This window comes from Chryseobacterium sp. POL2 (assembly GCF_011058315.1).
In the GTDB taxonomy this organism is placed as follows: Bacteria; Bacteroidota; Bacteroidia; order Flavobacteriales; family Weeksellaceae; genus Soonwooa.
Genome location: NZ_CP049298.1, coordinates 1,265,252 through 1,291,267 on the forward strand (window position 1 = coordinate 1,265,252; position 26,016 = coordinate 1,291,267).

The window sequence follows — 26,016 nt, forward strand, 5'->3', positions numbered from 1 at the left end:
TTTTAGAATTTTACGCTTGGTACTTGCCGTTCCGTAGGATTTTCCAATTCAAAGAATGCAGATTTTTCAAACTTATACATATTCGCAACAATATTGCTTGGGAATGACTCCACAGCAGTATTATTTTCTCTTACGGTACCGTTGTAATAACGTCTTGCTTTTTCGATATCACCTTCTACAGAAGACAATTCGGCTTGTAATTGTTGAAAATTGGCATTGGCTTTCAGATCTGGATACTGCTCTGCAACCGCCATCAAATTCATCATGGCTTGACTAAGATTTTTCTCAGCACTTTCTTTAGCTTCTACCGTATTCGCCTTAAGTGCAGCTGCTCTAGCCTGTACCACGCTATCGAGTGTGGACCGTTCATGAGTTGCATAGCCTTTTACCGTTTCGACAAGATTTGGGATAAGATCATGACGTTTTTTCAGCATCACATCAATACTACTCCAACCTTCTTGCACAAGGTTACGCAATCGTACCAATTTGTTATAAATTGATATTATATAAGCAATAATAACAAGTGCTAATCCAATAATAATTAATAATGAAAACATAATTTTAGTTTTAATTAAAATTAATCATTTTCACTTATATGATTTAGAATTTTTCAATTAATTTTTAATTGTTACTTTTGGTAATAAACTTTTAATCAAAATGAAATTCTTAGTATTATTCTTCTCACTTACAGGTTTTAATCTGTTGACAGCCCAGGACAATTACCCAACGCCTGAGAAAAAAACCAATCAACTGTTCTACATCCAACATAGTGATAATCGCAATACATTTGTGTACGACGCCATCATCATTGGCAAAAATATTTCTGATACCAATCCCATCAACATTTACCGAATATTATATGAAGAAAATGCAGAAATAAAACCTTTGACAAGCATACAGAAATCTTTGGCTTATGGTATAAATTTTAAGAAAATGGATGACAATTATTTTGAATTTTCATTAAAAGGTCAAAAGAATCTGAAACTGTATCTCGCTTTTAATAATCAACAAAAGCCCGCCGTTTTCCTTACAGTAAACGGCAACAAAATCTATCTCGAAAAAATGTTTATCCAACTGAAAAACTCTGGGTTAAAGCCTAGCGCAGATTATATCCTAGTAACAGGTAAAGATTTTGAAACTGGCAAAAGTGTGACAGAAAAACTAAAAATCTAAAAATTATTCCAAAATTTTTATACGCTCCAATTTCTCGGAAGCTGCCAATCCATTAGGATTACAACCAGGTTGTCCTTCTGGCACTTCTAAGTTTTTCTTTTGATAAAAGTCTTTCCAAAACGCATTGGTTTCTCCCGTTTTAGGATCAATAAAAGTCATCGGTTCCAGCTTGAAAATTTGATATTTTCGAAAAGCACGTTCAATAAAATCTGAGCAATAATAGGTATTTTCATTAAGAATATAATCAAAATTATAATCTTTCCCAACCAAGCTTTTGGCTTTCTCTATCGCATACGGAATACTATTTTGATACGGATTTTTCAAACGATAAATCACAACACGTTGACCATGATGCTCTTGCTCTCTCAGAAAATCCGACATTGGCTGTCGTTGCGATCCGCCTCTAGGCGCAGCATGCAGAACAAAATAATCCTTCCCTGATTTTTCTACCAAGCCAATATGATCGAAATTCGACTGCGCTTCTTTTTGCGTCACATTATTAATCGCCCCAGAAAGTCCTTCTTGCTTCGCGGTTACAAATAGTAAATCTCCATGTTCCACACCATCAAATTTTGAATAAGAAGCGCAATGTACGAGTACCAAACACAACAGTAAAACCAAAATATTTTTCCCCATTACGCAATTTTTTTATTGAAGTGCAAATCTACAAAACCTATAACAAATACTTTTAGTTTCCAAAATTCTCTTCATTTATTATTGTTAAATTTGACCTTAAATATTATCTTAAATCCTCATGAAAAAAATCTTTCTTCCATTTTTACTTTTAGGAACTTTGGCTTTTTGTCAAAAAAAATATGTCATGGTTATTCATGGTGGTGCTGGCACCATTACAAAAGCCAACCTTTCTCCTGAAAAGGAAAAAGAATACCGGGAAACATTAACCAAAGCTTTACAAAGAGGCTACAACGAAATCAAAAATGGGAAATCCTCATTAGACGCTGTCACTGTAGCCATCATCGTTATGGAAGACTCACCGCTATTCAATGCTGGAAAAGGCGCCGTTTTCACCAACGAAGGCAAGAACGAACTGGATGCTTCTATCATGACGGGCAACAACAGAAAAGCAGGCGCTGTAGCGGGTGTAACAACAGTTAAAAATCCTATTCTCGCCGCAAAAGCAGTTATGCAACAATCCGAACATGTTATGATGGCGGGCGCTGGCGCAGAAAAATTTGCAAAAGAAAAAGGTTTGGAAATTGTAGATCCAAAATATTTCTGGACCGAAAGAGCCTGGAATAGCCTTCAAAAAGTTAAAGCTATGGAAGCTGAAAAGAAAACATCTAAAAACGAGCAAAAACTTCCTGACTATTTTCTAATCGATCAAAAGTTTGGAACTGTTGGCGCTGTAGCTTTAGACAAAAACGGAATCATCACGGCGGGCACATCAACGGGTGGCATGACCAACAAAAAATTCAATCGCATTGGCGATTCTCCTATTATCGGAGCAGGTACTTATGCTAACGACCAAGTGGGACTTTCAGGAACGGGATGGGGCGAATTTTTCATTCGAACGGTAGCCAGCAAAACCGTTGCAGATCGTATGAAATTTTTGAAAGAAAATGTAAAAGATGCAGCACAAGCCAGCATTGATGATATAGGACAATTAGGTGGCGACGGTGGCATTATCGCGCTGGATAAAGACGGAAATATAGCAATGTCTTTCAATACCGAAGGCATGTATCGTGGCGCTGTCACAGACAAAGGCGAGATAGAAGTTTACATTTATAAATAACAAAAAACTCAGTCTAGGCTGAGTTTTTTATTTTCTTTTGTACAAGGATTCATATTGATTAATCCAATCTTGTGGTGTAACTTTTTGACACAATTCAGCGATTAACGGCAACGGAATATCTTCCATCTTTTTGAAACGGATACAGGATTTCCCCATATCCAATTTTCGTTTCGAATATTTTGGATATTCTTCTTGAAACCAATGTAGTAAAGATTCGTCTGCATAAATGCCCATGTGATAAAGTGCTACAAAATTCTTTTGGGATGCCAAATTAATAAAAGGCAAAGGCGTTCCTGGCGCACAATGATAACCGTCCGGATAATCTGACAGTGGAACAGCCCAACCAATCATGCCGTAACTAATCACATTTTCAAAACCTTTTGGCAAATTGTCACTAATAGTTTTTACTAAATTTTTAATAGCTTCTTGACGATCTTCGGGAACTTTTGCGATATAATCATCAACGCTCGTTGCTTCTATTTGCATGTTTGGTATTAATTATGGATTTCGTAAAAATTGAAGTTTAAATTTAAAAAATTAAATCTTATTTTTGTCATATTAATTTTTGAAACATGCCAAAAATATCACAACGTGCGCGTCACATGCCGCCATCTCCGGTTAGAAAACTGGTTCCTTATGCATTACAAGCTAAACAAAAAGGAACAAAAGTCTATCATCTTAATATAGGCCAACCAGATATTGAGACTCCTCAAACGGCTTTGGACGCTATTAAAAATATAGATTTAAAAGTTTTAGAATATGCGCTTTCTGAAGGAAATATCGATTACAGAAAAGCCTTAACAACCTATTACCAAACTTTAGGTTTTGAAGATTTAACACCCGATAACTTCATTGTGACCAATGGTGGATCAGAAGCCTTAAACTTTGCAATTTCTACGCTTTGTGACGATGGTGACGAAGTGATAATTCCAGAACCATATTACGCCAACTACAACGGATTTACAAGTACTTTCAATGTAAATGTTGTAGCAATACCATCTAGTATTGACAGCGGTTTTGCACTTCCTCCAATGGAAGAATTTGAGAAAAAAATTACAGATAAAACCAAAGCTATCATTATCTGTAACCCAGGAAATCCAACAGGATATCTTTATACTAAAGAAGAACTGCAACAGCTTTCTGATATCGCGCTGAAACATGACATCGTCGTTATTTCTGACGAAGTTTATAGAGAATATGTGTACGATGGTAAACAACAAGTATCGATGTTGACATTTCCAGAATTGGCGGAAAACTGCATCATTATTGACTCGGAGTCGAAGCGTTACTCGATGTGTGGTGTAAGAATTGGCTGTATGATTACACGTTCCAAAAAAATTCATGATGCTGCAATGTTGTTTGCACAAGCGAGATTGAGCCCAGTTTTGCTAGGACAGATTGCTGCGGCAGCCGCCCATGTTAATGACGAAGCCTATATCCGCAGTGTTCGCGAAGAATATACAAAACGTAGAAACTTACTTGTTGATTTATTAAACGAAATTCCAGGTGTGATCTGTCCAAAACCCAAAGGCGCTTTCTATTGCGTTGCAGAGCTTCCTGTAGATGATACAGAAGTCTTTGCACAATGGCTTTTGGAAAGTTATGACAACAATGGAGAAACCATTATGGTAGCGCCAGCTGGCGGTTTCTACAGCAATCCCGAACTTGGAAAAAAACAGGTGAGAATCGCTTATGTTTTAAAATCCGACGATCTAAGACGTAGCGCCGAAATTCTTCGAGATGCTCTTAAAGTCTATAACAACAAATAATCTATTTGATATAAAAGCGAGAACTTTCTCGCTTTTTTTAGCTTTAAAAAGTCCTTCAATACTTTAAAAATTGATAATTTAGCGCTTTAAAATCCCAGCATGATTCAGACGCAAAAATCTTTAAAATCTTACAACACTTTCGGAGTTGAAGCCCGTGCAAAATATTTTGCAAGCGTACAATCCATTGAGGAACTAAAACAGGTTCTGCAACTTCCCGAACTAGAATCCGAAAAGTTCCTTTTCTTGGGTGGTGGAAGCAATATTTTATTGACAAAAGATTTTGATGGTTGTGCTATCCAACTGGATTTAAAAGGAATTTCTGAAAAACAAGACGACGATAACCATGTTTTAATTACTGCAAATGCAGGCGAAAATTGGCATCAATTTGTTCTTTATTGTTTGGATAAAAATTATGGCGGCTTAGAAAATTTATCTTTAATTCCTGGAAATGTTGGTACCTCGCCTATGCAAAATATTGGCGCGTACGGCACCGAAATAAAAGATAGTTTCGATTATTGTGAAGTTCTCAATCTTGAAAGCTTAAACATTGAATATTTTAATAAAGAAAAATGTCGATTTGGATATCGTGACTCCATTTTCAAGCAAGAAGGAAAAGGCAAATACGTCATTCTTAATGTTACTTTTCGACTCACAACACAACAGCATTCTATCAAAACTGAATACGGCGCCATAACAACGGAACTTGAGAAACTGAACATAAAAAATCCGACAATCCAAGAGATTTCCAAAGCTGTTATTGCCATCCGTGAGAGTAAATTGCCCAATCCAAAAGAGATCGGAAATGCTGGTAGTTTCTTCAAAAACCCGACAATATCTTTGGAGCAATTTGAAGTTTTAAAAGAAAAATTTCCCAATATCCAAGCTTATCCTAATGGCGAATGGGTAAAAGTGCCCGCAGGCTGGCTCATCGAACAATGTGGTTGGAAAGGGAAACAAATAGGAAATGTTGCCACCCATCATCTACAATCTTTGGTGATTATTAATAAAACTGGCAATGCAAATGGTCAAGAAATATATGATTTTTCAACAAACATTATTAATTCGGTCAAAGAAAAATTCGGAATCGAATTGGAACGTGAAGTCAATATAATCTGATTATCTGCATTTTAAAAATTAAAGCATCTCAATATAGAGGTGTTTTTTTTGTGACAATTATCAATTATTTAAATTAATTCTAAATAAACTTTCATATTTTCTAACAACTTCTTACTTTTGTGTTTTATTTATAATCATTAAAAATAAGCGTGACACGATTTTTAAGTTTCCTATTTTTGGTTGGGCTTTCAGCTTTATCATTAGCTCAAAAAATTGAGTTAAACATTTCTGTACACAACGAAAAGAACCAAGCTGTACCCAATGCTAATCTCAAAATAAGTAATCAAAAGCCATTAAAAACCGATGCAAAAGGTGAAGCCAAAATCTTCCTCGAAAAAAATAAAAACTACAGCATCGTTGTGAGCCATAATGCTTATCAGGATCGTGATTTAAAAATTACACCTACTCAAAATCAACATCTTGTCATCAAACTTCTTAGCGAAAATACTATTCAGGAAGTGGTTGTAACTGCCAAAGAAGCGAAAGGTCTTACGAGCAAATCTGTGATAACAACCAAAGCGATGGAACATCTACAGCCATCGAGTTTTGCTGATATCATGGAGCTTGTACCTGGAGGATTAGCAAAAACGCCAACTTTAACCTCATCCAATCGGGTTTTATTACGAGAAAGCGATTCGGCACCAAGCAGTTATAACACGAGCGCGTTGGGAACGCAATTTATTATTGATAATAATATTTGGAACTCGAATGCGGATATGCAATTGTCACTTAACGACAGTCAGTTTCTTAGTGGTCCACAACAAAAAGCCGCTGCAGGAATTGGTGTGGACATGCGGACATTATCCACCAATGATATCGAAAGAGTGGAAATCATCCGTGGTATTCCGTCAGCATCTTATGGCGATCTGACATCTGGCGTCATAAAAATTGATAGAAAAATAGGGAAAACACCACTGCAAGCGCGTTTTAAAGCGGATGGTTTTAGCAAACAATACTATATAAGCAAAGGTTTTGCACTAAAACAAAATTGGCAAATGACATCGAGCTTGGACTTTCTGGATGCCAAAGTTGATCCAACCAATCAGTTTGAAAATTACCAACGTGTAACAGCTTCGCTACGTTCTCGCCTGAAAACAAAGCTTTGGAACAAACATCTGGAATGGCGTTCTACACTTGACTTCTCCAACAATATTGACAAGGAAAAGAATGATCCTGACACAGGTTATGCACCAATAGATGCTTACAAAAATTCGAATAGCAGACTAAGTTTGACCAATAATTTCGTTTATATTTTAGGCAAAGAAAATCTCTTTAACAAGCTAACGCTTAATACATCTATTCGTCAAGGTTTTGATAAAATAGAACAGACAAAATTGGTTCAACAGTCTGGACCACGTTCGATATCTTTAGCAACCACTCAAGGTGAAAATGTCGGTATTTTTCCACAGATCAAATACATTTCAGAATTTTATACCGATGGCAAACCTATGGATGTTTCGACTTTGTTACAACTAAATGGTGTTAAAAAATCGGGGCTTCTACTCCATCAATACGAAGTTGGTGTTGACTGGAGATTTTCTAAAAACTTTGGAAAAGGACAACAATACGATCTTCTTACGCCGCCTACGGCTACAATGAATGTGCGACCACGCGCCTACGATGACATCCCAGCTTGGCAAGTTATGGCAGTTTTCATTGGTGACCAAATGTCTTATCAAATCGATGAACACAAGCTTAATCTTTATGCTGGTTTAAGAACATCTAACCTACTTGGTGTGGACAAAAGTTTTAGTATTAGCAAACAATTCTTTTTTGAACCACGACTTAATTTCCAATATGGACTTCCAAAAATATATATCGGTAATCATGCTTTGCGAGCGGATTTCACTTTAGGTTACGGGCAATTTTACAAACAGCCAACTTTGTTGATGTTGTACCCGAACACCAAATATATGGACTACACGCAGCTTAATTATTATCACAATGATGAGCGTTACCGTTATGTCAACTTTATGACTTATGTACAATCTTTGGAGAACAAAAATTTAACCGCCGCAAAAAATACCAAATACGAAGCGCGTCTTGATCTTAATTATCGAAATCATGAATTTTTCGTAACCTATTTTCAAGAAGAAATGACCAACGGATTCCGAAGCACTTTGCAAACCGTAGCGCAATCTTATAAAAAATACGATCCAGCTTATGTTGATATTAACGACTGGAATAATGGCCCGAACTTAGATAATATTCCGTATCAAATGATGACAGAATTCGGGAGCTATAGCATCACTGAGAACGGCAGTGCCACGATAAAAAGGGGTATCGAATTCGGTTACACATCGCCAAGATTCGAGGCTATCAATACGAGATTTACTTTAACAGGCGCCTATTTTAATACGCAATATCGCAATACAATTCCAGTTCACGAAAAACCAAATTCATCTATTGGCGGGTCCAACTTCCCGTATTATGGCATTTACAAAAATGATGATGGTTATATCAACTCTAACCTCAACTATAATTTTTTTGTTGACACCTATTTACCCAATTTGGATTTAACACTTTCGGCGTCATTTCAAGGGACGCTATTTGATCATAGAAAACGTGACCATCGTATGGCAGAACCTATTTCGTATTACGGTGTGGACGGCATTATTCACAACTTTACCGATGCTGACAGAACGGACATTTACAAACAATGGCTTGTGCGTGATGTTTCTAAAACCGATAATCTCGAAACCCGATATACTTATACTTTGAACGCCAATTTTAAAGTCACAAAAAAAATTTACAAAGCTTTAAGAACCTCAATGTTTGTGAATAAACTGTTTGGTTATGCCCATCCTTATTATATGAATGGCATTAAAATCGAACGAAAAAACCTGTCCACACCTTATTTTGGAATGGAACTTAATTATAATTTCTAAATAACAATTCTAAATAACAATATCTCTAAAAATTAACGCTATGAAGAAGAACTTTTTACTTCTCAGTCTATTAGGACTAACATTAACAACCAGTATTATCTCTTGCTCCAAAGACGATGATTTCGGGTTTGAACAAAGTCAGAAAAGTAATGTCAGCATGACTTTTACAGGTGAAAATATCACCAATTACAAAACTTTGGAAATCGAAATTCTTGAAACCAATACAGGAAGTTTTATTAAAAAATCTGTTGAAAATAACAACAATCTTAGTCTTTCTTTAGCATATGGCTCTTACAAAATAACAGTTAATGGAACTATTATTGCTAACACAGGAGAAACTTTGACCATTGCTGGTTCTGCAAATTTGGATGTTAACACCTCAAATTCTAACATCAATATCCCATTATTTTTCAAACAATTCAGTCAAGATTTTATCATTGAAGAAGTGTTCTATACAGGTGTGAAAACGCCAGAAGGAAAAAACTACAACTCCAGTCGTTATTTTAAATTGGTGAATAACACAGACAAAATTTTGTATGCTGACGGATTAATTATTGGACAATCCGAATTTCTGACAAGCGTCAACAACAATGTTAGCCCACACAATCCGAACGATTATTTCGCGGTGAAAGGCATGATGCTTCTCCCTGGTAATGGCACGCAATATCCGGTGGAACCGGGCGATTTTATCGTTGTAGCAGATAATGCGATTAATCACAATGCGCAAACCAGTACCGCTTTCAACCTTGAAAAAGCAGATTTTGAGTTCCCATCCATCAAAAACACAACATTGGCACAAGTTGATAACCCATCGGTTCCTAACGTAAAAGTAGTTTACACATCAATGGCTTTTGATGATATGATCTATTTGCACAGCAGTGGCGTGGAAGCTTATGTTATTGCAAGATTCCCTGCTGGAGAAACGGATGCGAGTTTTCTTCAAAATTATAAATACAGCTACTCTTACACCAATGCTGCGGGAACAACCACCAACAAAAGTGCTTATAAAATTCCAAACACTTGGATTCTAGATGGTTTTAACAACAGTACTTCTGACAAGTTTTTACACATCTTAACGTCAACGTCAATCGACTCGGGATGGACAGGCGTTGGCGAATTTTGGAACGATCCCAACCGCTTGGGAAAATCTGTTCGTCGTAAAACTTTGGGCAAAACCAATACAGGAAAAAACATCTATAAAGACACGAATAACTCAGCAGAAGATTTCATCAGAAATGCTGAACCCAGTTTGAAAAACGGAATCGTTCATTAATATCTTTTTAAAAAAATGAAGTTGCAAAACACCTTATTTAGCTTTTTTATTTTGACTTTCGGATTAACAAATCTGAAGGCTCAGGACAGCATTCGATTATTTCCAAAAATAGAGCAACAATATAGTGTTGAGCGACAACTTAAAAATAATTTTTACTATAATCCGGCAAGCATGTCGGGTTATAGTAATTTTTCTTTTACCGATTTCAGCATCGGTTACGAAAACGAAAAACGAAATATCTATCGCCAACAGGAAGGTTCTGGACAAAAAGGCCTTAGTCTAAAAGTGACTTCTTACAAAAAACAAAATGACCACCGCAGCATTTGGGGAAGTGCGCGCTATCAAAATCTAAATATTTCTTCTGTAAAATGGAACGAAAATCTAGATTTTGACAGAATTGCCCCTTACAGCATTGCCGACTCTGCATGCGGCGATACCAAGCTGGAACGTTATCAGTTTTCTGGAGGAATTTCACAAAAAATAAACCGCTGGACTTTCGGACTCGAGGCAAGTTATTTGGCACAACTCGGTTCTCGCAATCGCGATCCTAGACAAAAAAGTACAACCTCTGACCTTAATGTTAACCTGGGTGTCAACTACCGATTTTATAACGATTTTGAAATTGGAATTTTTGGAAACCTCAACAAATACACCCAAAATACATCTATCAAATTCGTAAGCGATCTTGGTCAAGCTTTGATGTATCAAATGACGGGATTTGGATTTTCAAATTATTTCTTTAATGGCGGAAGCCCTGCGGCTATCTATGAAGAATTCGGTTATAAAGTAGGCGGTCAAATTTTTAAAAATTCAAAAAATCCATTTTACATAACGGGTTACTTGTCGCAATCTAAAAATCAAAAAAGCGTGAATCCAACCAACCGCTATTTTGACATTTCAGACTTAGATAACGAGAATTACCAAATAGAGGCGGCAAAGTTTTTCAGTATCCATCAACATCGCGTTGGATTGGTGGCCAATTATCAAGCTTTTATAAGAACTGGCTCCGAATATGGCTACACCAACAATACCGAAATTATAGAACAGATCTACAAAAGAAAATCTTACAAGAAAGAAGATTATTTATCCACTATCAAAGTTTTATATCAATATTCTGCTGATAAATTTGTTTTGGGCGCAACACCTAGTTTGCTTTATCGACAGACCACCGAACAACGCATGTATCCCTTCAGTGGGCAAAAATTTGAAAGCTATACTTTAGGCATTGATGCGTTTTATATACAAGAAATAGCAGACAATCAGCTTATCAGTCTATCAGGAAATTTTTCGACAAAAAAAATTATAAAATCCACCAATGCGCTATCAACCGACCTTCGCGAAAGTATCATGGATTGGTTAATGTCGGATTACAATTATTTAGCAAGTGATGCGATTAGTTTAGGCGCGAGTTTGCGTTACGATCTTAAGTTCCAAAAACTTCCTGCTTTCTATATCCAAGCCGGTTGGCAACAATTTCAGCTACAGAAAAAAAATAATAACTTTACACAATTAATTTTAGGAATTACATTTTAAATCATGAAGAAAATAGTTTTATTGGGCGTTGCTGCGGTTATCATGTTTTTACTAAGTTTTGCACCAAAAGTTAACCGAGAACTTTTGGACATGCAAGATCCAACATTTCAGGACATCGTCAACAGCTACAAAAAAGCAATTTCGAAATGGCCAAAACCAAACATTGAAGAAGGCGTCAACTGGAAAGAGTTTTCTTCTATAAAACGAGATTCTAACTATTTTAAAGAACAAGAAAAACCTATGGTCATATTGGGAAAAATGTTATTCTTTGATCCTAAACTTTCTAGTAGCAACCAAATCTCCTGCAGCACTTGTCACGATCCAGAAATGGGCTGGACAGACCGCCGTCGCGTGTCTTTGGGTAACGATCATTTGCACGGCACACGTAATACGATTAGCATTCTCAATATCGCACAACGCCAATCTTTCTTTTGGGATGGACGCTCATTAACATTGGAAGACCAGGCGATTTCTCCAATTGCGGCACATCATGAGATGAATATGGAACCGCCACTTTTAAGTGAAAAACTTGAAAAAATTAAAGGCTATAAAAAATTGTTCAAAGACGCTTACGGTGATGACAAAATCAATTTTGATCGTATAACAAAAGCTTTAGCAGAATTTCAGAAAACTGTAAAAAGCCAACCGAGTCGTTTTGATCAATTTCTTGATGGCAAATACGATGCGTTAACGGATCAAGAAATTTATGGCATGCACATCTTCCGTACCAAAGCGGCTTGTATGAACTGTCATAATGGACAATATCTTAGCGATGAAAAATTTCATAACATTGGGCTGACATATTACAAAAGACAATACGAGGATCTTGGGCTGTATAACACAACCAAAAAGCCAGAAGATGTTGGAAAATTCCGTACGCCGCAACTTCGCGATTTACTATTGACAAGACCTTGGATGCACAATGGTCTTTTTGACGATCTGGAAGGTGTTGTTAACATGTACAACAGCGGCATGCACATGATAGACCCTTCTGCAGAACAAAAGAAAAATGACCTGATGTATCCTGTTACCGATCCATTATTAAAAAAATTAGATTTAACAAAAGACGAAACCAAAGCTTTGGTTCTGTTTTTAGAATCGATGTCGGGAACCAAATTTAAAATGAGACGTCCAGATTTCCCAACAGAATAATTTCTATTTTAAAATCTTATAATTCTTGGTTGTTGAAATGTATTTTTCGACAAACGCCATCAGATAAAAACCTAAACTTAGTCCTATTGAATTAAAAATAATATCATCGATATCAAAAACACCAAGTCTTGTGAAATATTGCAAGGCTTCGAGTATTATTAAAACGAAAAGAAAACTTAGTATCAGTTTTTTAAAATCATAAAATTTAGGAAATATCCATGCTAAAAATCCAAAAGGAATAAACATCACCAAATTTCCTATGATATTGATAAGAATATCCTTTATAAACAACGTATTTTTTACAAACTGAATGCTTGATGCTAAAGGTTGTAGTCTTACAATATTAATAGACATCGCCTCCCTGCCAAAGCCAAAAAACATAAAATACAGCAATACAATTGCGTACGGAAAAATGCAAATTCGGAATATGAGTTTTAAAATTTTAAGCATTATTTTTTGAAAATAAAGTAAACCGCCAAAATAAGAAATCCAAACCCAATAAGATGATTGGTTCTTAAAGTTTCATTTTTAAAAACGAATATCGCAAAAACTGTGAAAACACTCAGAGAGATAACCTCCTGAATAACTTTCAATTGCCAAAGATTGAAAGGTCCTCCATTTTCTTTGAACCCAAGTCTGTTCGCGGGAACTTGCAAAACATATTCGAAAAAGGCAATGCCCCAACTGATGAGAATAATGCTGATGAGCCCCAAATTTTGAGACCAATTCATATCTTTGAACTTCAAATGACCATACCATGCTAACGTCATAAAAGTATTGGACAAAACCAATAGTACAATCGTAAGAACAACTTTTCCCATAAACGATTAAATATCATGCAAAAATAAAGTATAGAAGATTATAATGTCGTATTTTTGGTACAAATTTTTGCAATGAAGTACGTTATTCTAAGTTTAATTTCCGCACTATTATTTTGTGTTTCTTGGCCTACTTACGGCGTTCCGTATTTTATATTTTTTGCTTTTATTCCGTTACTACTTTTAGAACACGACATTTCAAAGTTTAGTAACATAAAATATAAATCTTGGGCAGTTTTTGGTCTGTCTTATTTAACATTTATTGTTTGGAATATTGTTACAACGGGTTGGTTATACAATTCTCAAAATCCCGATGGAAGTCATTCTTTGATGGCGGTTATTTTCCCAGTCATTGTTAATTCGCTTTTGATGTCATTGACTTTCCAGTTATACCATTGGTACAAAAAAAGTCAAGGCACTTATTTCGGCTTGGTATTTTTTGTGGCAATTTGGATGTCTTTTGAGAAATTCCATTTGAGCTGGGAGCTTACCTGGCCATGGCTTAATCTGGGAAATGTTTTTGCTGACCAACACCAACTTATACAATGGTACGATACCTTGGGCGCAACTGGCGGTAGCCTTTGGATTTTGCTGGTTAACGTCATTGGATTTTACACACTCAGAATTTGGGAAGCTGGACGTGTGAGAAAATCTTTAGCAATTAATATTTCTTTGTTCTTGGGTTTAGCAACTATTCCCATGCTTGTTTCATATATCATGTATGTTAACTACGACGAAAAACCTATTGGAAGTGTTAATGTCACCATGCTACAACCAGACCTTGACCCATACACCGAAAAATACCAAAAAGACAGTGTTGCCATCGTCACAGAATTGCTCGACATTGCTGATAAACATTCGGTTTTAAACCAACGAAATAATCCTGAGAAAATAGATATTTATCTTTCACCAGAAACCTCATTTCCTGGTTACGGAAGTATGAGTGAGAAAGGATTTCATAACAGCTTGTTGATTAACGACATCAAAACTTTTCTTGCAAAACATCCCAAAACTTTGTTTATGGGAGGCGCTTCTACCTATTATGTTTATCAAAACGAAGAAGAAAAAAATCAAAAATCATCTACTGCAGCTTTTATAGAAGGTCCGAACTTTTGGGTGGACGACTACAATTCGGCATTGCAAATTATCCCTAATCAAAATGTAGAAGTTTATCATAAAGGCAAACTCGTTCCTGGTGTTGAGATTTTTCCTTATATGGGTGTTTTAAAACCAATTTTGGGCGATGCTATGCTCAATATGGGCGGAACAGTTAGATCGCTAGGCATTGACAAAGAACGCAAGGTTTTTAGCAACCCTTTTAACAAAGCCAAATTGGCTCCTATTATATGCTATGAAAGCATCTATGGTGAATTCACAAACGGCTATGTAAAAAAAGGTGCCAACCTATTGGCTATTGTAACCAATGACTCTTGGTGGGGATTTTCGCAAGGGCACAAACAATTGTTGGCTTATGCAAAACTTCGCGCCATTGAGACCAGACGAGAAATCCTAAGAGCTGCCAACAGCGGAACAAGTGCGCACATCAACGCACGTGGCGACATTGTTGATGAGTTGCCGTATGGTGCACAAGGCGCTTTAACAGCGAAAGCTAATCTTTTGGAAGGGGAAACTTTTTATGTAAGAACTGGCGACCTTTGGTCGAGATTATGTTTTTTCGTAGTCGGATTTTTAATTTGTTTTATTCCTGGAAGAAAATATCTGAATCGAAAATAATTGACTTTTCTCATTCAGAATTTTTATTAAACTTAAAGTTTAGAATTAACTAAAATCTTTCCAACGCGGAATAATCATTAGCAATCCTAAACCTACAAAGAAAAATAAGACGCTAACATCCGAATATAAAAAGGTGGACAAAAAGTAGCTGTGAATTAAAAAATGGCTAATAATAAAGACTGGAAATGCTATAACGCCCACTTTTTTGAACATTGCAATAAGGCCTAAACTTAGTACAACCAAAGCATCTACAGTAAAAACAATGTAAAAATACCAGATGGGAATATTGATGTCTTTGTGTTGGCTAAACTCCGCCAAATCGGTATTTACCGACATATAAAAATGCAATAGCAAGAAGATTAAAATACCATAAAAATACTTGTTGCCTTTAAAACTTTTATCAGGGATTGTTGTCGTTGCTTTCATGCTATAAAGATAAAAAGGGCTTTTGAATAATCAAAGCCCTTTTTATTAAGATTTTAATGATAAAAATTATACAGACACAGCGTCGATCAATCTGTTTTTATCACTTAGATATTCTTCCATAGAAATCATACTTTCAGTTCTCATGACATCTTGGATATCATCAATCTGATAGATGATACGTTTTGCGTCTTCTGTATTTTTTGCTCTTACTTTACAAAAGATATTGTATTTTCCAGAGATTACACTAGCTTCTACAACATTCGGGATTGATGACAATTCTTTAAGAACATCTTGTGTTCTGTTAGACTTAGTCAAAAGGATTCCTATAAAAGCTGTAAAATGGTAATCCAATTTACCGTAATCGATATTAAGAGAAGATCCCAAAATAATCCCTGCATCTTCCATCTTCTTCACTCTCACGTGGATTGTACCAGCAGAAACGTCCATTTGTTTAGCAATTTCTGTAAACGGCATTCTTGTGTTTTCTACTAAAAAATCTAATATTTTTTTATCGATTTCGTCCAGTTGGTAATTCATAACTACGTATATATTATATTGTATTGTTAAAAAAACTAAGTATTTGTTGCAAATTTATGAAAAATTATCAAAATAAAAAAATACCAATAAATATTAACAAGATTTAACGTAGTTTCACATATTTTCTGAGAATATCCTATTTAATTGAATCATTTTTTAAAGAATCAATTTTAATGACTTGATTTTTATCATCTTTTTGAATAGATTTTTTTTCTTTTCTTTCATTCTTGAATAAATATTTAAAAGAATCGAAACTCTTACTATACACAACCCCAACACCATAACTTTGGTTAAGACCTGCCGATGCAATGCCCACACCGATATTGGAAGGTTTAGAATAAGCTCTTAAAAGACGACTTCCGTTATTGGTACGGCTCCAGTCGTATTCGATAATTCCTTCTCCAGATAAAAAGTTATTAGTCGAAGCATTGTCCGATCTGGCAACTGGAATACCAAGACCTGTTTTTATTTTCACTCTTGGCGACAATGCAAAACTTACACTTGTATTAACGCGGTCACCTGTATTAGAACCTGCATCGCCTTGGATATATCCTAAATCGATTTGATACACATTACTGATGGTGTTTAAAACCGAACCCAATTGCTTGAACAACATGTTGTAACCTGCAGTTTCCGCCGTTCTACCGATATTAATATCAAATCCGGCAAGATTGGAAACGTTAAAACTATTCATAGCCAAGATAGAGCCGAACTGTACAATACGCTCGCTCTCGTCCGCCATTTTCGCAGATAAAGCTTCTTTAACCTGTGAAGAAACATCTGGCGCTGTCACACCAAATTCTACATCTGGCTTGGTTAAAGTTCCGCTGATATCCGCCGTTAATTGTACATTAATTGGTTGAAGACTTAGTCCTAGATATTCTCCAGCATTGGTGACCGTTCTCATATAATTGGCATTGATATCCAAATCTGGTGTCATAGGATTACCGTCCCAACGGATTCTGCTACCGCGAGAAATCTGGAAGGTTCTACTAAGAATGGCTTTAGAAATAAAGGTTCCGTTATCTACAATATATGTTCCGTTGATACCAACATTGCCGTTACGCTCCATTCGGAAACGCAGTGGATTAGCATCACCACGCACGCTGATATCACCAACATCATCACCAACTAAGACATTAACAGTTGTCCCTTTATCAACAACAAGATTAAAATCGATCAACATATTATTACCTTGTTTCTTCTTTTCTTCCGCTATAATAATCCCAGCTTCGTCACGCTTTAAGAAACGCAACATTTTAAACTCTTCTACAGAAGATGTGGAATTGCTATTAAATGTGAAATTACTCGTATTAAGCGCACGCATTCTCGGCGTCGTAATTTCCAAACCAGAAACAGGTCCTGATACATACAAATCCCCTTCTGCATAAACTCTTCCCCAGAACAAGTCATTATCGTCTTGCGTACTGTTAAGAACCAAAAGATTATCCGCCTCCAAAATTAAGTTGAGCGCCATAGAAGACAGCGTCTCAAACTGAATCATACCCGAGATCCTACCTTTAGAATTGGCACGACCATCACTCACTTCCACACTATTGATTAAGGCTTGGCCGCGAGACAAGTTGATAACGGTATCCGCAAATCTATAATCAACTCCCGTAAAAAGTAATTTCAATCCAAAACCTGATAAACTAACATCGCCACTGTAATCCAAATCTGCCATGGTTCCGGAAATTTTCATATCTCCAGTCGCTTTTCCTCGGAAATTTCCGAAAATAGATTTCACGAATTGTTGTGCAAAACGAAGATCGAACTCACGCATTTCAGCATTAAGATCCAAAGTGGGCGATTTGGTGTTATTATCGATAGTTCCTGTTACATGAAGATTATTACTTCCAAACAATTCGCTAGATTTCGCCTGAATATCAATATCAAAAACATTGGCACGCGAACTCTTGGTAGCATTAATGGTAAAATTACCCATGTCTTCGCCATTCATTTTGATACCATCTACTTTAAGATCTATAAGTGGCTCCAGGTTTTTATCATTCATTTTAATTTTGATAGAACCGTTGGCAATACCTTTCAAGTCAAGATTATTATCATCTCCACCCGAAGAAGTAATGGCTAAAATTTTCCCAATATCAAAACTACTAACGTCTGCATCTGCCTCAAAATCTTTCGCCGATTTGAAAGTTGCATCCTTCACCAATAATGAGCTTTCGTCCGAATAAACTCTTAAATTACGAATTTTAAAATCTTTCTCGTTAACGCGATAAGTTATCGAATGGTCTAAGTCTGGACTTGTATCAATACGCCAAGCTACATCGTTTAGCTTAACCTCTGTAGGCTCGAACCTGAAAACATAATCACCTTGCGGATTGGTCGTTTGGTTAAGATTAACAGCGTATTCTTTTAGTTTATCATCAGCTTCTTCATCCACAGTCCCCAACTTGAAATTAGTTGCGATATGAAGTTTTTGATTATTCTCGTTATTAGCTTTTAATTGTAAATCTTTAATAACATTTTTATTGTACTCTGCTCTTTTTACAGAAGCCAAGACTTGTTGCTGAATATTTGCGGTGTTAATACGAAGTTGAAGACTATCAACCATCGCGCTATCAATCGTTTTTTTAAGTTCGGGCTTGTAATGTTCGTCGGTTTCTGCCAAGAATTTTTCTGCTTCGGATAACCCTTCTTGCTTGGTCATGATGTATTTGATGTAAGGCGCGTCTGCCTCCAATACCAAATCATTGCTGGCACCTTGATAATTTCCTTTAACAGTTGCGCCATTTGGAATTTTAAGATCTGGAACAAAAAAGGCTAACAAACCTTGTTTAACATCAAAATCGAAATTAAAATATTGTCCGTTATAAGTCTTTCTAGGCGGATTGCCAACCAATATTTTGTTTATACTATTTGTAAGCATTTTCCCGATATCTTCGAGATTGAAATGCCCTTGCACTTGTCCACTAACCGCTCCTGGCGCATCGACAGAAACCACTCTATCTCCATTTTCAAAAAAAGCTTTAAGACTTGAATTTGGTAATTCTAATTTTTGTGTAGAAGAAGCGAGTGTCAAATTCTTAATATTAGCATCGAGGTTAAGGTCATTAAGATTCGTCATCGCGATTTTACCATCGATATGCCCACTTAAAGAATTCATGTCCCCAGCAGAAATGCCCCAATGTTTAAGATTAATATATTGTAAATCGCCAACAATGTCAGCTTTTAGACGTTTTGTGGAAAAGTCAACCAAACCTTTGAGTTGTGCTTTTGCATTTGGATCATTCACATGTACCAAACCATTGTAGGCTTTACGATCCAGAGTCCCGTCCAACAATATATTGGTGATATTTTTTCCCATCAACTCGATTTTTGCAACCTCCGATCTTGTACGAAGATGCATCGTGTTGATATCAAAACTACGCCCATCCACATTGAATTTGCCAGTAACCAAACCAACTTGTTTATTTTTCGTAAAAGCCGTTACATTAAGATCTTTAACCTCAAAATATCCACGATAACGTGGCATCTTCGTCGAATAATCTGTGAGATAAAAATTATTGATTTTTGCTTGTCCTATTCCTGTTATTGCTTCGCCGTTAGCATAGATTTCTTCAGGCTTCGCGCTGATGGCACCTTTATATTTGAGCCTTCCGAAATCATCGGCGATATTTCCTAAGCTTGTAGCAATAAAACTTGGTAAAGCCGCTTTCAAAGCTTTATAAGTAAAGTCGGCATCCAACTGACTGCTTTCGATATAAAATTTTTTGTTGAGGACGTCTGCAATTTTCAAACTTTTGGAATGAAGATTAACATCCTGCGAACGAATCTGGAAATTTTCCAAATGCATTTTGTTAAGCGGTCCCGTCATCGTCCCCGACAGATTAATCGGGGTGTAATTGTCCCAATCCGTCATAAAATAACTGAGATCGTAACCACTAAACTGACTTCCTGGATTGAATTTAAGATCCCAATTAACTTTGTTACTAAAATCACCAAAACCTGTTTTGGGATCCAAATTGAGCGTCACAGCGCCCATTAATAAAGAATGATCTGTATTAAACACCAAATCATCTAGCTTAAGATGTTTATTAGTGATTTGAAAGTTCGTAGAAAACTGGTCAACAACATGTTCTTTCCCCCAACGTTTTGTGATAAAAGTAAACTTTCCGATATCCGCAGAAATATCTGGACCATCGATTAAGACTTCTTTGGAATGCAAATAAATATTGCGTGCATCTAGCCAACGGCCTTCTTCCCCAGGATGGTTTTCGTTAACAATACTTGCTTTTCCGTTGATAATGTCAACAACCATCTTCATTTTAAATTTTTTATTCGGGTCAGAAGGTTTATCGCTACTAAAATTATCAATATAACGGATAAAATTACTTATACTGTCGCCTTTATAAGTGATAACTTTGATGTCTGGTTCGACCAAAGTCGCTTTGTTGAATTTAAGATCATTGGTATTAAAGGCCAATGCAAACCAATCAGAATTTGCTTGAATTTCTTTCGCTTCTATAAATTGAAAATCGCGATAGTCATTCATTTTAACACCTTTCAGTCGAACATCTCCAAAGAAATTAACCTCCACATCATCGACTGTCAATTTCATTTTAAAATCATTATTAAGAAGTCCAATGGCTTCTTTGGCGATATAACGTTTGGTAACAGGAAGATTAATTGCTATGAAAACAAGCAAAATAAGTCCGAATATCCCAAGAATAAGGTAAAGAGGAATTCTTACCCAAAGGGATGTTTTATGCTTTTTAATGACCGCATCCAATTTTTCAGGATTTGGTTGATTTGTGTTTTTATTATTTTCTAACTTTGCCATTCTATGAGCGAAACAATTATTTTAGGAATTGAGTCATCTTGTGATGACACTTCTGCTGCAATTATCAAAGGAAATCAAATTTTATCTAACATTGCTGCCAACCAAAGTATTCATAACGAATATGGCGGCGTTGTGCCAGAGTTAGCTTCCAGAGCGCATCAGCAAAATATAATTCCTGTGGTTACAAAGTCTTTTTCTAAAGCAAATATACAACAAAATGATATTTGCGCCATAGGTTTTACACGTGGACCTGGACTTTTGGGTTCTCTTTTGGTTGGAACTTCGTTTGCAAAATCTCTTGCGATGAGTCTGGATGTTCCGTTAATAGAAGTTAATCATTTGCAAGCGCACATCTTGGCACATTTTATTGAAGACGCCAATCCTACTCCACCAGAATTTCCGTTTTTATGTTTAACGGTGAGTGGCGGTCATACGATGATTGTGCTGGTAAAAGATTATTTTGACATGGAGATTATCGGCAAAACAATAGATGATGCTGCCGGAGAAGCTTTTGACAAGATCGGAAAAATCTTCGACCTCGATTATCCAGCAGGACCCATTATCGACAAATTAGCCAAAGAAGGAAATTCTAACGCTTTCAAATTTAACAAACCAAGACTCGACAATTACGATTATTCTTTTAGTGGAATTAAAACTTCCGTGCTTTATTTTATCCAGAAAGAAGTCAAAAAAAATCCTGATTTTATTCAAGAACATCTTAATGACCTTTGCGCTTCTATCCAGAAAGCGATTATAGAAATCTTGATGAACAAACTCGAAAATGCTGCCAAAGATCTTGGCGTAAAAGAAGTTGCCATTGCTGGAGGCGTATCTGCCAATTCGGCTTTGCGACAAGCTATGCAAGACAATCAAAAAAAATTGGGTTGGAATATCTACATTCCAAAATTCGAATACACAACGGACAATGCTGCGATGATTGCGATGGTAGCAAAATTAAAATACGAGCGTAGCGAATTCACAGACCTGAGAACAACCGCAACTTCTAAATACGATTTGTAATGAAACTTTTCTACGGCGATATATTTCCAGACATTAAAATACATGATGAAGAGCAGCAACACATCACAAAGGTTTTGCGCATCAAACAAGGCGAACACATCTACGTTACCGATGGCAAAGGGAATCTTGCCTATGGCACTTTAAAACTGGAAGGAAAAAAAGCCAGTCTTAATGTGCTTGAAATAAAAGAGCAACAAGCCAACTTTTCACCAAAACTGCATATCGCTATTGCGCCGACAAAAAACATTGACCGCATCGAATTTTTCATTGAAAAAGCAACAGAAATGGGCATTTCGGAAATCACACTTATCAATACTGAAAAAACTGAACGCAAAAATATCAACATCGACAAACTCCGAAAACAAAGTATTGCTGCATCCAAACAGAGTTTAAGATTTCACTTTCCTGTTATAAATGACTTGACAAAATTTTCAGATTTTATGAAAGACCTAAATCCTGAAACGACTTTTGTAGCGCATTGTCATGAGAATTTGGAACGCTTGGATTTAAACACAATTCCAACTCAAAACTTACAAGAATTCACTTTTTTGATTGGGCCAGAAGGCGATTTTTCGGAAAAAGAAATCCAAATGCTCGCCGAGAAAAACATCAAAGCTGTAAGTCTTGGGCAACAACGTCTAAGAACGGAAACTGCGGGACTTTTTGTCGCAGCGTGGAATTATTCGTTAATGTAATTTATTTTACTTTTAAATATTGATTCAAAATCTGTTGTCCACTTTTAATCGAATTAACCGCCCATTGGATTTTGGTTTCCAAAAGTTTATCGCGATTTAATTTGTAATCGATATTTGATTTTATAAGTTTTTGTTTGAGATCATACATACAAATTGCCGCTGCAACCGATACATTAAAACTTTGGGTAAAACCATACATTGGAATCGCTAAAGTCTCGTCAGCAAAATCTAACAGCTCATCTGTCGTACCTTCCCATTCGGTACCGAAAACCAGCGCCAAAGGTTCATCTGGCTGATAATCTGGAAGCATCGTCGCATTCCGTTCTGGCGAAACTGCTACAATCTTGTAACCTCTATCGCGAACTTTTTGTAGCGACGAAATTTCGCGTGGCAATTTCTCAACCTGCACCCAAGTGTCTGCGCCTTTGGTTACACGAAGATTGGGGTCAAAAATATTCTCTTTTTCCAAAGCCACTACCTTGTGAAAGCCACAAACTTCAACCGAGCGCAAAATCGCTGCGGCATTGCGAAACTGATAAACATCTTCCACAACAGGTAGAATAAAGTCGGAGCTTTCCGCAGAAAAATGGTCGATTTTACAAATACGTTCTTCGGATAAAAACTGTTGCAAGTATTGATAAGTCGCTTCTAAATTCATTTTGCAAAGATAAAATATAGAAACTGTATTAGCACATTTCGTTGAATCGATTTAAAATGATTTTATCCAAAAATTATACGCATATTAATAAGATTTGGTTAATTTTGTTGGCTCAAAACATTTGTTTTTCAACAATTGTTTACAAATACAAATATGAAACAAAAAATATGTCTCCATCAAAATTTGATAATTTCAGATTAAGAAAAACCGTACATTATACTTTAATACTTTGCATACTGTTGATACAGGTTGCTTTGGCTGGTTTTATTTATAACGAATTTAAAAATAGAGAAGATGTCAGTTTTATCGAAAATCAATTGAAAGAAATTGACTCTTTGGAACTTCTCACCAACAATTCCCGAAAAGAACTTTTTACTGCAAATTCTCATTTTCAAAATTACCTGACAACGGATGATGCCAACGACTTGGAACAATATTTTGTATCGATTAATAATCTAAATTTAAGTCTGGACAAAGTCAACAATTTTAAATTCAAGAATTCAAATCTCAATTCTGTTTTAAAATTTAAAAAAAGGGATTCCGCAGAAGCTAAAAAATTCAAGATATTGATTGACTCAACATATCAGGTTTCAACAATTTCGAATTTAATTCCGGCGACGCCACAAAAGGATTTTCTAGAAATCAAAAAATACAAATTCGATTACAGCCCAGAAAATTTTGTTGTCCGCACGCAAACCTTCTCTGACACCATCCAAAAGAAAGGTCTTTTTGGACGTATCAAAGACGCGATAGTAGGCAATGAAAATGTGCGAAAAGATAGCACTGTTGTAACAATGATGCAACGACAACGTGAAGCTTTGCAGTTGAAAAACGATATGGACAGCTTGATAAATCAGGCTACGAAACATTATACGACAGAGGTAAAACGCGTTCAGAAAAATATAATTAATAATCAAAATAACGCCAAAAACCTCTATCAAAACAATAAGCTTTTCAGCGAGCTTTTGTTGTACAGCAACAATGTGATGAGTCTTTACGACTCGTCTATTCAAAATGCAAAGTCGGAGCTCGAGAAAGAAATTGCCAAACAAAATTCGGAAAACAATACGAGAAGAATTTACTTAGCCATCGGTGCAATGCTGTTGATGTTTATCGCATCCATTTTGTTAATGTATATGACCAAAATGGCTTTTGTGTACGAAAACAAATTAAAAGAAGCAAATCTTCAAATTAAGGAGAATCTAAATTTCAAGAACAGAATTCTCGGCATGTTGAGCCACGAACTGCGCTCGCCACTTAAGATTATTGGAATTTTCATCAACCGAATTAATAAAAAAACGAATGACGAAAGCATTAAAGATTATTTAAAATCCATAAGCTTCACCAACAATTCTTTGTTAATGCAGGCTAATCAGATTTTGGAATATACCAAAAACCAACATGTTGAAAACAAATTAAGTCCAATACCCTTCAATCTTAAAAATGAAATTACAGCGATTGCAAATTCTATGGCAGCTTATATAGAAACGCGCCACAACCAATTTGTCATCATCGAAAATATCGACCCAAACATTGAAGTTTACTCGGATAATACAAAGATTAACCAACTATTTATGAATATTCTGGGCAACGCTAATAAGTTTACAGAACATGGTAAAATCTCTTTAATTACAAAAGCAAGCGCCACAGATAATAATCAAATCCTATTAGAAACAGAAGTTAAAGATACAGGTGCGGGAATTTCTGCTTCGGATTTAAAAAATATTTTCGAACCATATTATCAAGGTGTTTTATCCAACGAAGTTGAAAATCTTGGCGCAGGATTAGGCCTAAGCCTTTGCAAAGAATTGGTAGAATTATTTAACGGAGCAATTTCTGTTGACAGCCAACCAAGCAAAGGAACCAGTGTGAAATTTTCTCTTAATCTAAACTTAAAAAAATGAGTTCTACCAAGTTTTTGCTTGCCGATGACCACAGCTTGATAAGACAAGGCATCGAATTTTTAATCGAAGATTTGGAACTCAATTCGGAAGTTGTCCATGCCTCTAATCTCGCACAGATTTTAGAAAAGATAGAAGAGCAGAAAATAGACATTGCCATTATCGACGCCCATTTCCCAGATGGAAACAGCCTGAGTATTTTACCGAAAATAAAAGATTTAAAACCTGAAATCAAGATTTTGATTTTCTCGGGAATTGATGAAAAATCGCAAGCCCTGAAATTCATCAACGCTGGCGCCAACGGTTTTTTGAGCAAACTAAATGATGAAGATGTTATTGCTGACGCTATTTTAAAAATCCATCAAGACGGCGAATATCTTTCGCCCATGACACAGGCATTATTACTAGACTCTTTACGAAATCCCAATGCTGCCAATCCTCTGCAGCGCCTTACAGACCGCGAACTAGAAATTGCGAAACTATACGCCAAAGGTCTAGGAAATCTGGAAATCGCCAACGAATTGAACATTAAACAAAACACGGTTAGCACTATTAAAAAAAGAATTTTTGATAAGCTTAAAATCGACAACCTTGTAGAACTTATCGACTTGATTAAGGACAACCAATAAGCTATTTTTTATCTTGTAGATATATATCTACAAAGCTTCGACTTTTATCGACATGTTCCATGCAGCTAAAGCTCATAAAGCAACCTATATTTGTATCAACAAAGAGAAAGATAGATAATACTCTTCTTTGTTCGAAA

General features: G+C 36.0%; 22 protein-coding genes. 13 read left to right on the forward strand and 9 right to left on the reverse strand.

Features of this window, described 5'->3' with window-relative positions; translation table 11 throughout:
• Positions 1-2: 2 nt before the first annotated feature.
• Positions 3-557: a LemA family protein gene (locus tag G6R40_RS05845; RefSeq protein WP_165132898.1), complete on the reverse strand. Its 555-nt coding sequence runs from the start codon at positions 555-557 to the stop codon at positions 3-5.
• A gap of 100 nt (positions 558-657) precedes the next feature.
• On the opposite strand from G6R40_RS05845, the gene G6R40_RS05850 reads away from it, so the two are divergent.
• A complete protein-coding gene (locus G6R40_RS05850; protein WP_165132901.1) occupies positions 658-1,173 on the forward strand; it encodes a DUF4833 domain-containing protein in 516 nt (171 codons plus the stop codon).
• 3 nt (positions 1,174-1,176) lie between these two features.
• Here the strand turns inward: G6R40_RS05850 and G6R40_RS05855 are convergent, their stop codons facing one another.
• The gene (locus tag G6R40_RS05855; RefSeq protein WP_165132904.1) at positions 1,177-1,809 is read right to left on the reverse strand and encodes a YiiX/YebB-like N1pC/P60 family cysteine hydrolase; all 633 of its coding nucleotides are present in this window, start codon (positions 1,807-1,809) and stop codon (positions 1,177-1,179) included.
• A gap of 118 nt (positions 1,810-1,927) precedes the next feature.
• Between G6R40_RS05855 and G6R40_RS05860 the strand changes: the two genes are divergently transcribed.
• Positions 1,928-2,926, forward strand: coding sequence for an isoaspartyl peptidase/L-asparaginase family protein (locus tag G6R40_RS05860; RefSeq protein ID WP_165132907.1), 999 nt, complete (start codon positions 1,928-1,930; stop codon positions 2,924-2,926).
• Between the two features lie 27 nt (positions 2,927-2,953).
• Here G6R40_RS05860 and G6R40_RS05865 read toward each other — a convergent pair whose 3' ends face one another.
• Positions 2,954-3,412: a DUF1801 domain-containing protein gene (locus G6R40_RS05865; protein ID WP_165132910.1), complete on the reverse strand. Its 459-nt coding sequence runs from the start codon at positions 3,410-3,412 to the stop codon at positions 2,954-2,956.
• 86 nt (positions 3,413-3,498) lie between these two features.
• Between G6R40_RS05865 and G6R40_RS05870 the strand changes: the two genes are divergently transcribed.
• The 6 genes from G6R40_RS05870 to G6R40_RS05895 all read left to right on the forward strand — a co-directional run bounded on the left by G6R40_RS05870 (position 3,499) and on the right by G6R40_RS05895 (position 12,657).
• A complete protein-coding gene (locus G6R40_RS05870) occupies positions 3,499-4,695 on the forward strand; it encodes a pyridoxal phosphate-dependent aminotransferase (RefSeq protein WP_165132912.1) in 1,197 nt (398 codons plus the stop codon).
• Between the two features lie 99 nt (positions 4,696-4,794).
• Positions 4,795-5,811: a UDP-N-acetylmuramate dehydrogenase gene (murB, locus tag G6R40_RS05875; protein ID WP_165132915.1), complete on the forward strand. Its 1,017-nt coding sequence runs from the start codon at positions 4,795-4,797 to the stop codon at positions 5,809-5,811.
• Between the two features lie 149 nt (positions 5,812-5,960).
• Positions 5,961-8,699, forward strand: coding sequence for a TonB-dependent receptor plug domain-containing protein (locus tag G6R40_RS05880; protein ID WP_165132918.1), 2,739 nt, complete (start codon positions 5,961-5,963; stop codon positions 8,697-8,699).
• A gap of 40 nt (positions 8,700-8,739) precedes the next feature.
• On the forward strand, positions 8,740-9,972 hold the full coding sequence (locus G6R40_RS05885) for a DUF4876 domain-containing protein (RefSeq protein WP_165132921.1): 1,233 nt from the start codon (positions 8,740-8,742) through the stop codon (positions 9,970-9,972).
• 15 nt (positions 9,973-9,987) lie between these two features.
• Complete coding sequence (locus G6R40_RS05890) at positions 9,988-11,505, forward strand: DUF6850 family outer membrane beta-barrel protein (RefSeq protein WP_165132924.1); 1,518 nt, start codon at positions 9,988-9,990, stop codon at positions 11,503-11,505.
• A 3-nt stretch (positions 11,506-11,508) separates the two neighbouring features.
• Entirely contained in the window at positions 11,509-12,657 is a 1,149-nt protein-coding gene (locus tag G6R40_RS05895) for a cytochrome-c peroxidase (protein WP_165132927.1), read from the forward strand.
• A 3-nt stretch (positions 12,658-12,660) separates the two neighbouring features.
• Here G6R40_RS05895 and G6R40_RS05900 read toward each other — a convergent pair whose 3' ends face one another.
• Together G6R40_RS05900 and G6R40_RS05905 are read right to left on the reverse strand one after the other, a co-directional pair.
• A complete protein-coding gene (locus tag G6R40_RS05900) occupies positions 12,661-13,107 on the reverse strand; it encodes a VanZ family protein (RefSeq protein ID WP_165132930.1) in 447 nt (148 codons plus the stop codon).
• Complete coding sequence (locus tag G6R40_RS05905) at positions 13,107-13,478, reverse strand: DMT family protein (protein WP_165132933.1); 372 nt, start codon at positions 13,476-13,478, stop codon at positions 13,107-13,109. The genes G6R40_RS05900 and G6R40_RS05905 overlap by 1 nt, the downstream gene beginning before the upstream one ends.
• Positions 13,479-13,550: 72 nt before the next feature.
• Between G6R40_RS05905 and lnt the strand changes: the two genes are divergently transcribed.
• Positions 13,551-15,209 (forward strand): apolipoprotein N-acyltransferase, encoded by a 1,659-nt coding sequence (gene lnt / locus G6R40_RS05910; protein ID WP_165132936.1) that lies wholly within the window; start codon positions 13,551-13,553, stop codon positions 15,207-15,209.
• Positions 15,210-15,254: 45 nt separating this feature from the next.
• Here lnt and G6R40_RS05915 read toward each other — a convergent pair whose 3' ends face one another.
• The 3 genes from G6R40_RS05915 to G6R40_RS05925 all read right to left on the reverse strand — a co-directional run bounded on the left by G6R40_RS05915 (position 15,255) and on the right by G6R40_RS05925 (position 20,976).
• On the reverse strand, positions 15,255-15,635 hold the full coding sequence (locus G6R40_RS05915; RefSeq protein ID WP_165132939.1) for a hypothetical protein: 381 nt from the start codon (positions 15,633-15,635) through the stop codon (positions 15,255-15,257).
• A 66-nt stretch (positions 15,636-15,701) separates the two neighbouring features.
• Complete coding sequence (locus tag G6R40_RS05920; protein ID WP_165132942.1) at positions 15,702-16,172, reverse strand: Lrp/AsnC family transcriptional regulator; 471 nt, start codon at positions 16,170-16,172, stop codon at positions 15,702-15,704.
• A 136-nt stretch (positions 16,173-16,308) separates the two neighbouring features.
• Positions 16,309-20,976 (reverse strand): translocation/assembly module TamB, encoded by a 4,668-nt coding sequence (locus G6R40_RS05925; RefSeq protein WP_165132945.1) that lies wholly within the window; start codon positions 20,974-20,976, stop codon positions 16,309-16,311.
• 3 nt (positions 20,977-20,979) lie between these two features.
• On the opposite strand from G6R40_RS05925, the gene tsaD reads away from it, so the two are divergent.
• Both tsaD and G6R40_RS05935 read left to right on the forward strand, forming a co-directional pair.
• Positions 20,980-21,996, forward strand: coding sequence for a tRNA (adenosine(37)-N6)-threonylcarbamoyltransferase complex transferase subunit TsaD (gene tsaD, locus G6R40_RS05930; protein ID WP_165132948.1), 1,017 nt, complete (start codon positions 20,980-20,982; stop codon positions 21,994-21,996).
• The gene (locus G6R40_RS05935; RefSeq protein WP_165132951.1) at positions 21,996-22,691 is read left to right on the forward strand and encodes an RsmE family RNA methyltransferase; all 696 of its coding nucleotides are present in this window, start codon (positions 21,996-21,998) and stop codon (positions 22,689-22,691) included. Before tsaD ends, G6R40_RS05935 begins: the two co-directional genes overlap by 1 nt.
• A gap of 1 nt (position 22,692) precedes the next feature.
• Here the strand turns inward: G6R40_RS05935 and G6R40_RS05940 are convergent, their stop codons facing one another.
• The gene (locus G6R40_RS05940) at positions 22,693-23,349 is read right to left on the reverse strand and encodes a TrmH family RNA methyltransferase (RefSeq protein ID WP_165132954.1); all 657 of its coding nucleotides are present in this window, start codon (positions 23,347-23,349) and stop codon (positions 22,693-22,695) included.
• A gap of 167 nt (positions 23,350-23,516) precedes the next feature.
• Between G6R40_RS05940 and G6R40_RS05945 the strand changes: the two genes are divergently transcribed.
• Positions 23,517-25,253 carry a sensor histidine kinase gene (locus tag G6R40_RS05945; protein WP_165132957.1) on the forward strand — a complete coding sequence of 579 codons (1,737 nt, stop codon included), beginning with the start codon at positions 23,517-23,519 and terminating at the stop codon, positions 25,251-25,253.
• On the forward strand, positions 25,250-25,879 hold the full coding sequence (locus tag G6R40_RS05950) for a response regulator transcription factor (RefSeq protein ID WP_165132959.1): 630 nt from the start codon (positions 25,250-25,252) through the stop codon (positions 25,877-25,879). The genes G6R40_RS05945 and G6R40_RS05950 overlap by 4 nt, the downstream gene beginning before the upstream one ends.
• Positions 25,880-26,016 lie beyond the last annotated feature (137 nt).

Coding starts and splice junctions, on each gene's coding strand:
- G6R40_RS05945 (WP_165132957.1), top strand. CDS start 23,517: ATGTCTCCATCAAAATTTGATAATTTCAGATTAAGAAAAACCGTACAT.
- lnt (WP_165132936.1), top strand. CDS start 13,551: ATGAAGTACGTTATTCTAAGTTTAATTTCCGCACTATTATTTTGTGTT.
- G6R40_RS05895 (WP_165132927.1), top strand. CDS start 11,509: ATGAAGAAAATAGTTTTATTGGGCGTTGCTGCGGTTATCATGTTTTTA.
- G6R40_RS05940 (WP_165132954.1), bottom strand. CDS start 23,349: ATGAATTTAGAAGCGACTTATCAATACTTGCAACAGTTTTTATCCGAA.
- G6R40_RS05865 (WP_165132910.1), bottom strand. CDS start 3,412: ATGCAAATAGAAGCAACGAGCGTTGATGATTATATCGCAAAAGTTCCC.
- G6R40_RS05950 (WP_165132959.1), top strand. CDS start 25,250: ATGAGTTCTACCAAGTTTTTGCTTGCCGATGACCACAGCTTGATAAGA.
- G6R40_RS05855 (WP_165132904.1), bottom strand. CDS start 1,809: ATGGGGAAAAATATTTTGGTTTTACTGTTGTGTTTGGTACTCGTACAT.
- G6R40_RS05935 (WP_165132951.1), top strand. CDS start 21,996: ATGAAACTTTTCTACGGCGATATATTTCCAGACATTAAAATACATGAT.
- G6R40_RS05870 (WP_165132912.1), top strand. CDS start 3,499: ATGCCAAAAATATCACAACGTGCGCGTCACATGCCGCCATCTCCGGTT.
- G6R40_RS05920 (WP_165132942.1), bottom strand. CDS start 16,172: ATGAATTACCAACTGGACGAAATCGATAAAAAAATATTAGATTTTTTA.
- G6R40_RS05850 (WP_165132901.1), top strand. CDS start 658: ATGAAATTCTTAGTATTATTCTTCTCACTTACAGGTTTTAATCTGTTG.
- G6R40_RS05915 (WP_165132939.1), bottom strand. CDS start 15,635: ATGAAAGCAACGACAACAATCCCTGATAAAAGTTTTAAAGGCAACAAG.
- tsaD (WP_165132948.1), top strand. CDS start 20,980: ATGAGCGAAACAATTATTTTAGGAATTGAGTCATCTTGTGATGACACT.
- G6R40_RS05845 (WP_165132898.1), bottom strand. CDS start 557: ATGTTTTCATTATTAATTATTATTGGATTAGCACTTGTTATTATTGCT.
- G6R40_RS05890 (WP_165132924.1), top strand. CDS start 9,988: ATGAAGTTGCAAAACACCTTATTTAGCTTTTTTATTTTGACTTTCGGA.
- murB (WP_165132915.1), top strand. CDS start 4,795: ATGATTCAGACGCAAAAATCTTTAAAATCTTACAACACTTTCGGAGTT.
- G6R40_RS05860 (WP_165132907.1), top strand. CDS start 1,928: ATGAAAAAAATCTTTCTTCCATTTTTACTTTTAGGAACTTTGGCTTTT.
- G6R40_RS05905 (WP_165132933.1), bottom strand. CDS start 13,478: ATGGGAAAAGTTGTTCTTACGATTGTACTATTGGTTTTGTCCAATACT.
- G6R40_RS05900 (WP_165132930.1), bottom strand. CDS start 13,107: ATGCTTAAAATTTTAAAACTCATATTCCGAATTTGCATTTTTCCGTAC.
- G6R40_RS05925 (WP_165132945.1), bottom strand. CDS start 20,976: ATGGCAAAGTTAGAAAATAATAAAAACACAAATCAACCAAATCCTGAA.
- G6R40_RS05885 (WP_165132921.1), top strand. CDS start 8,740: ATGAAGAAGAACTTTTTACTTCTCAGTCTATTAGGACTAACATTAACA.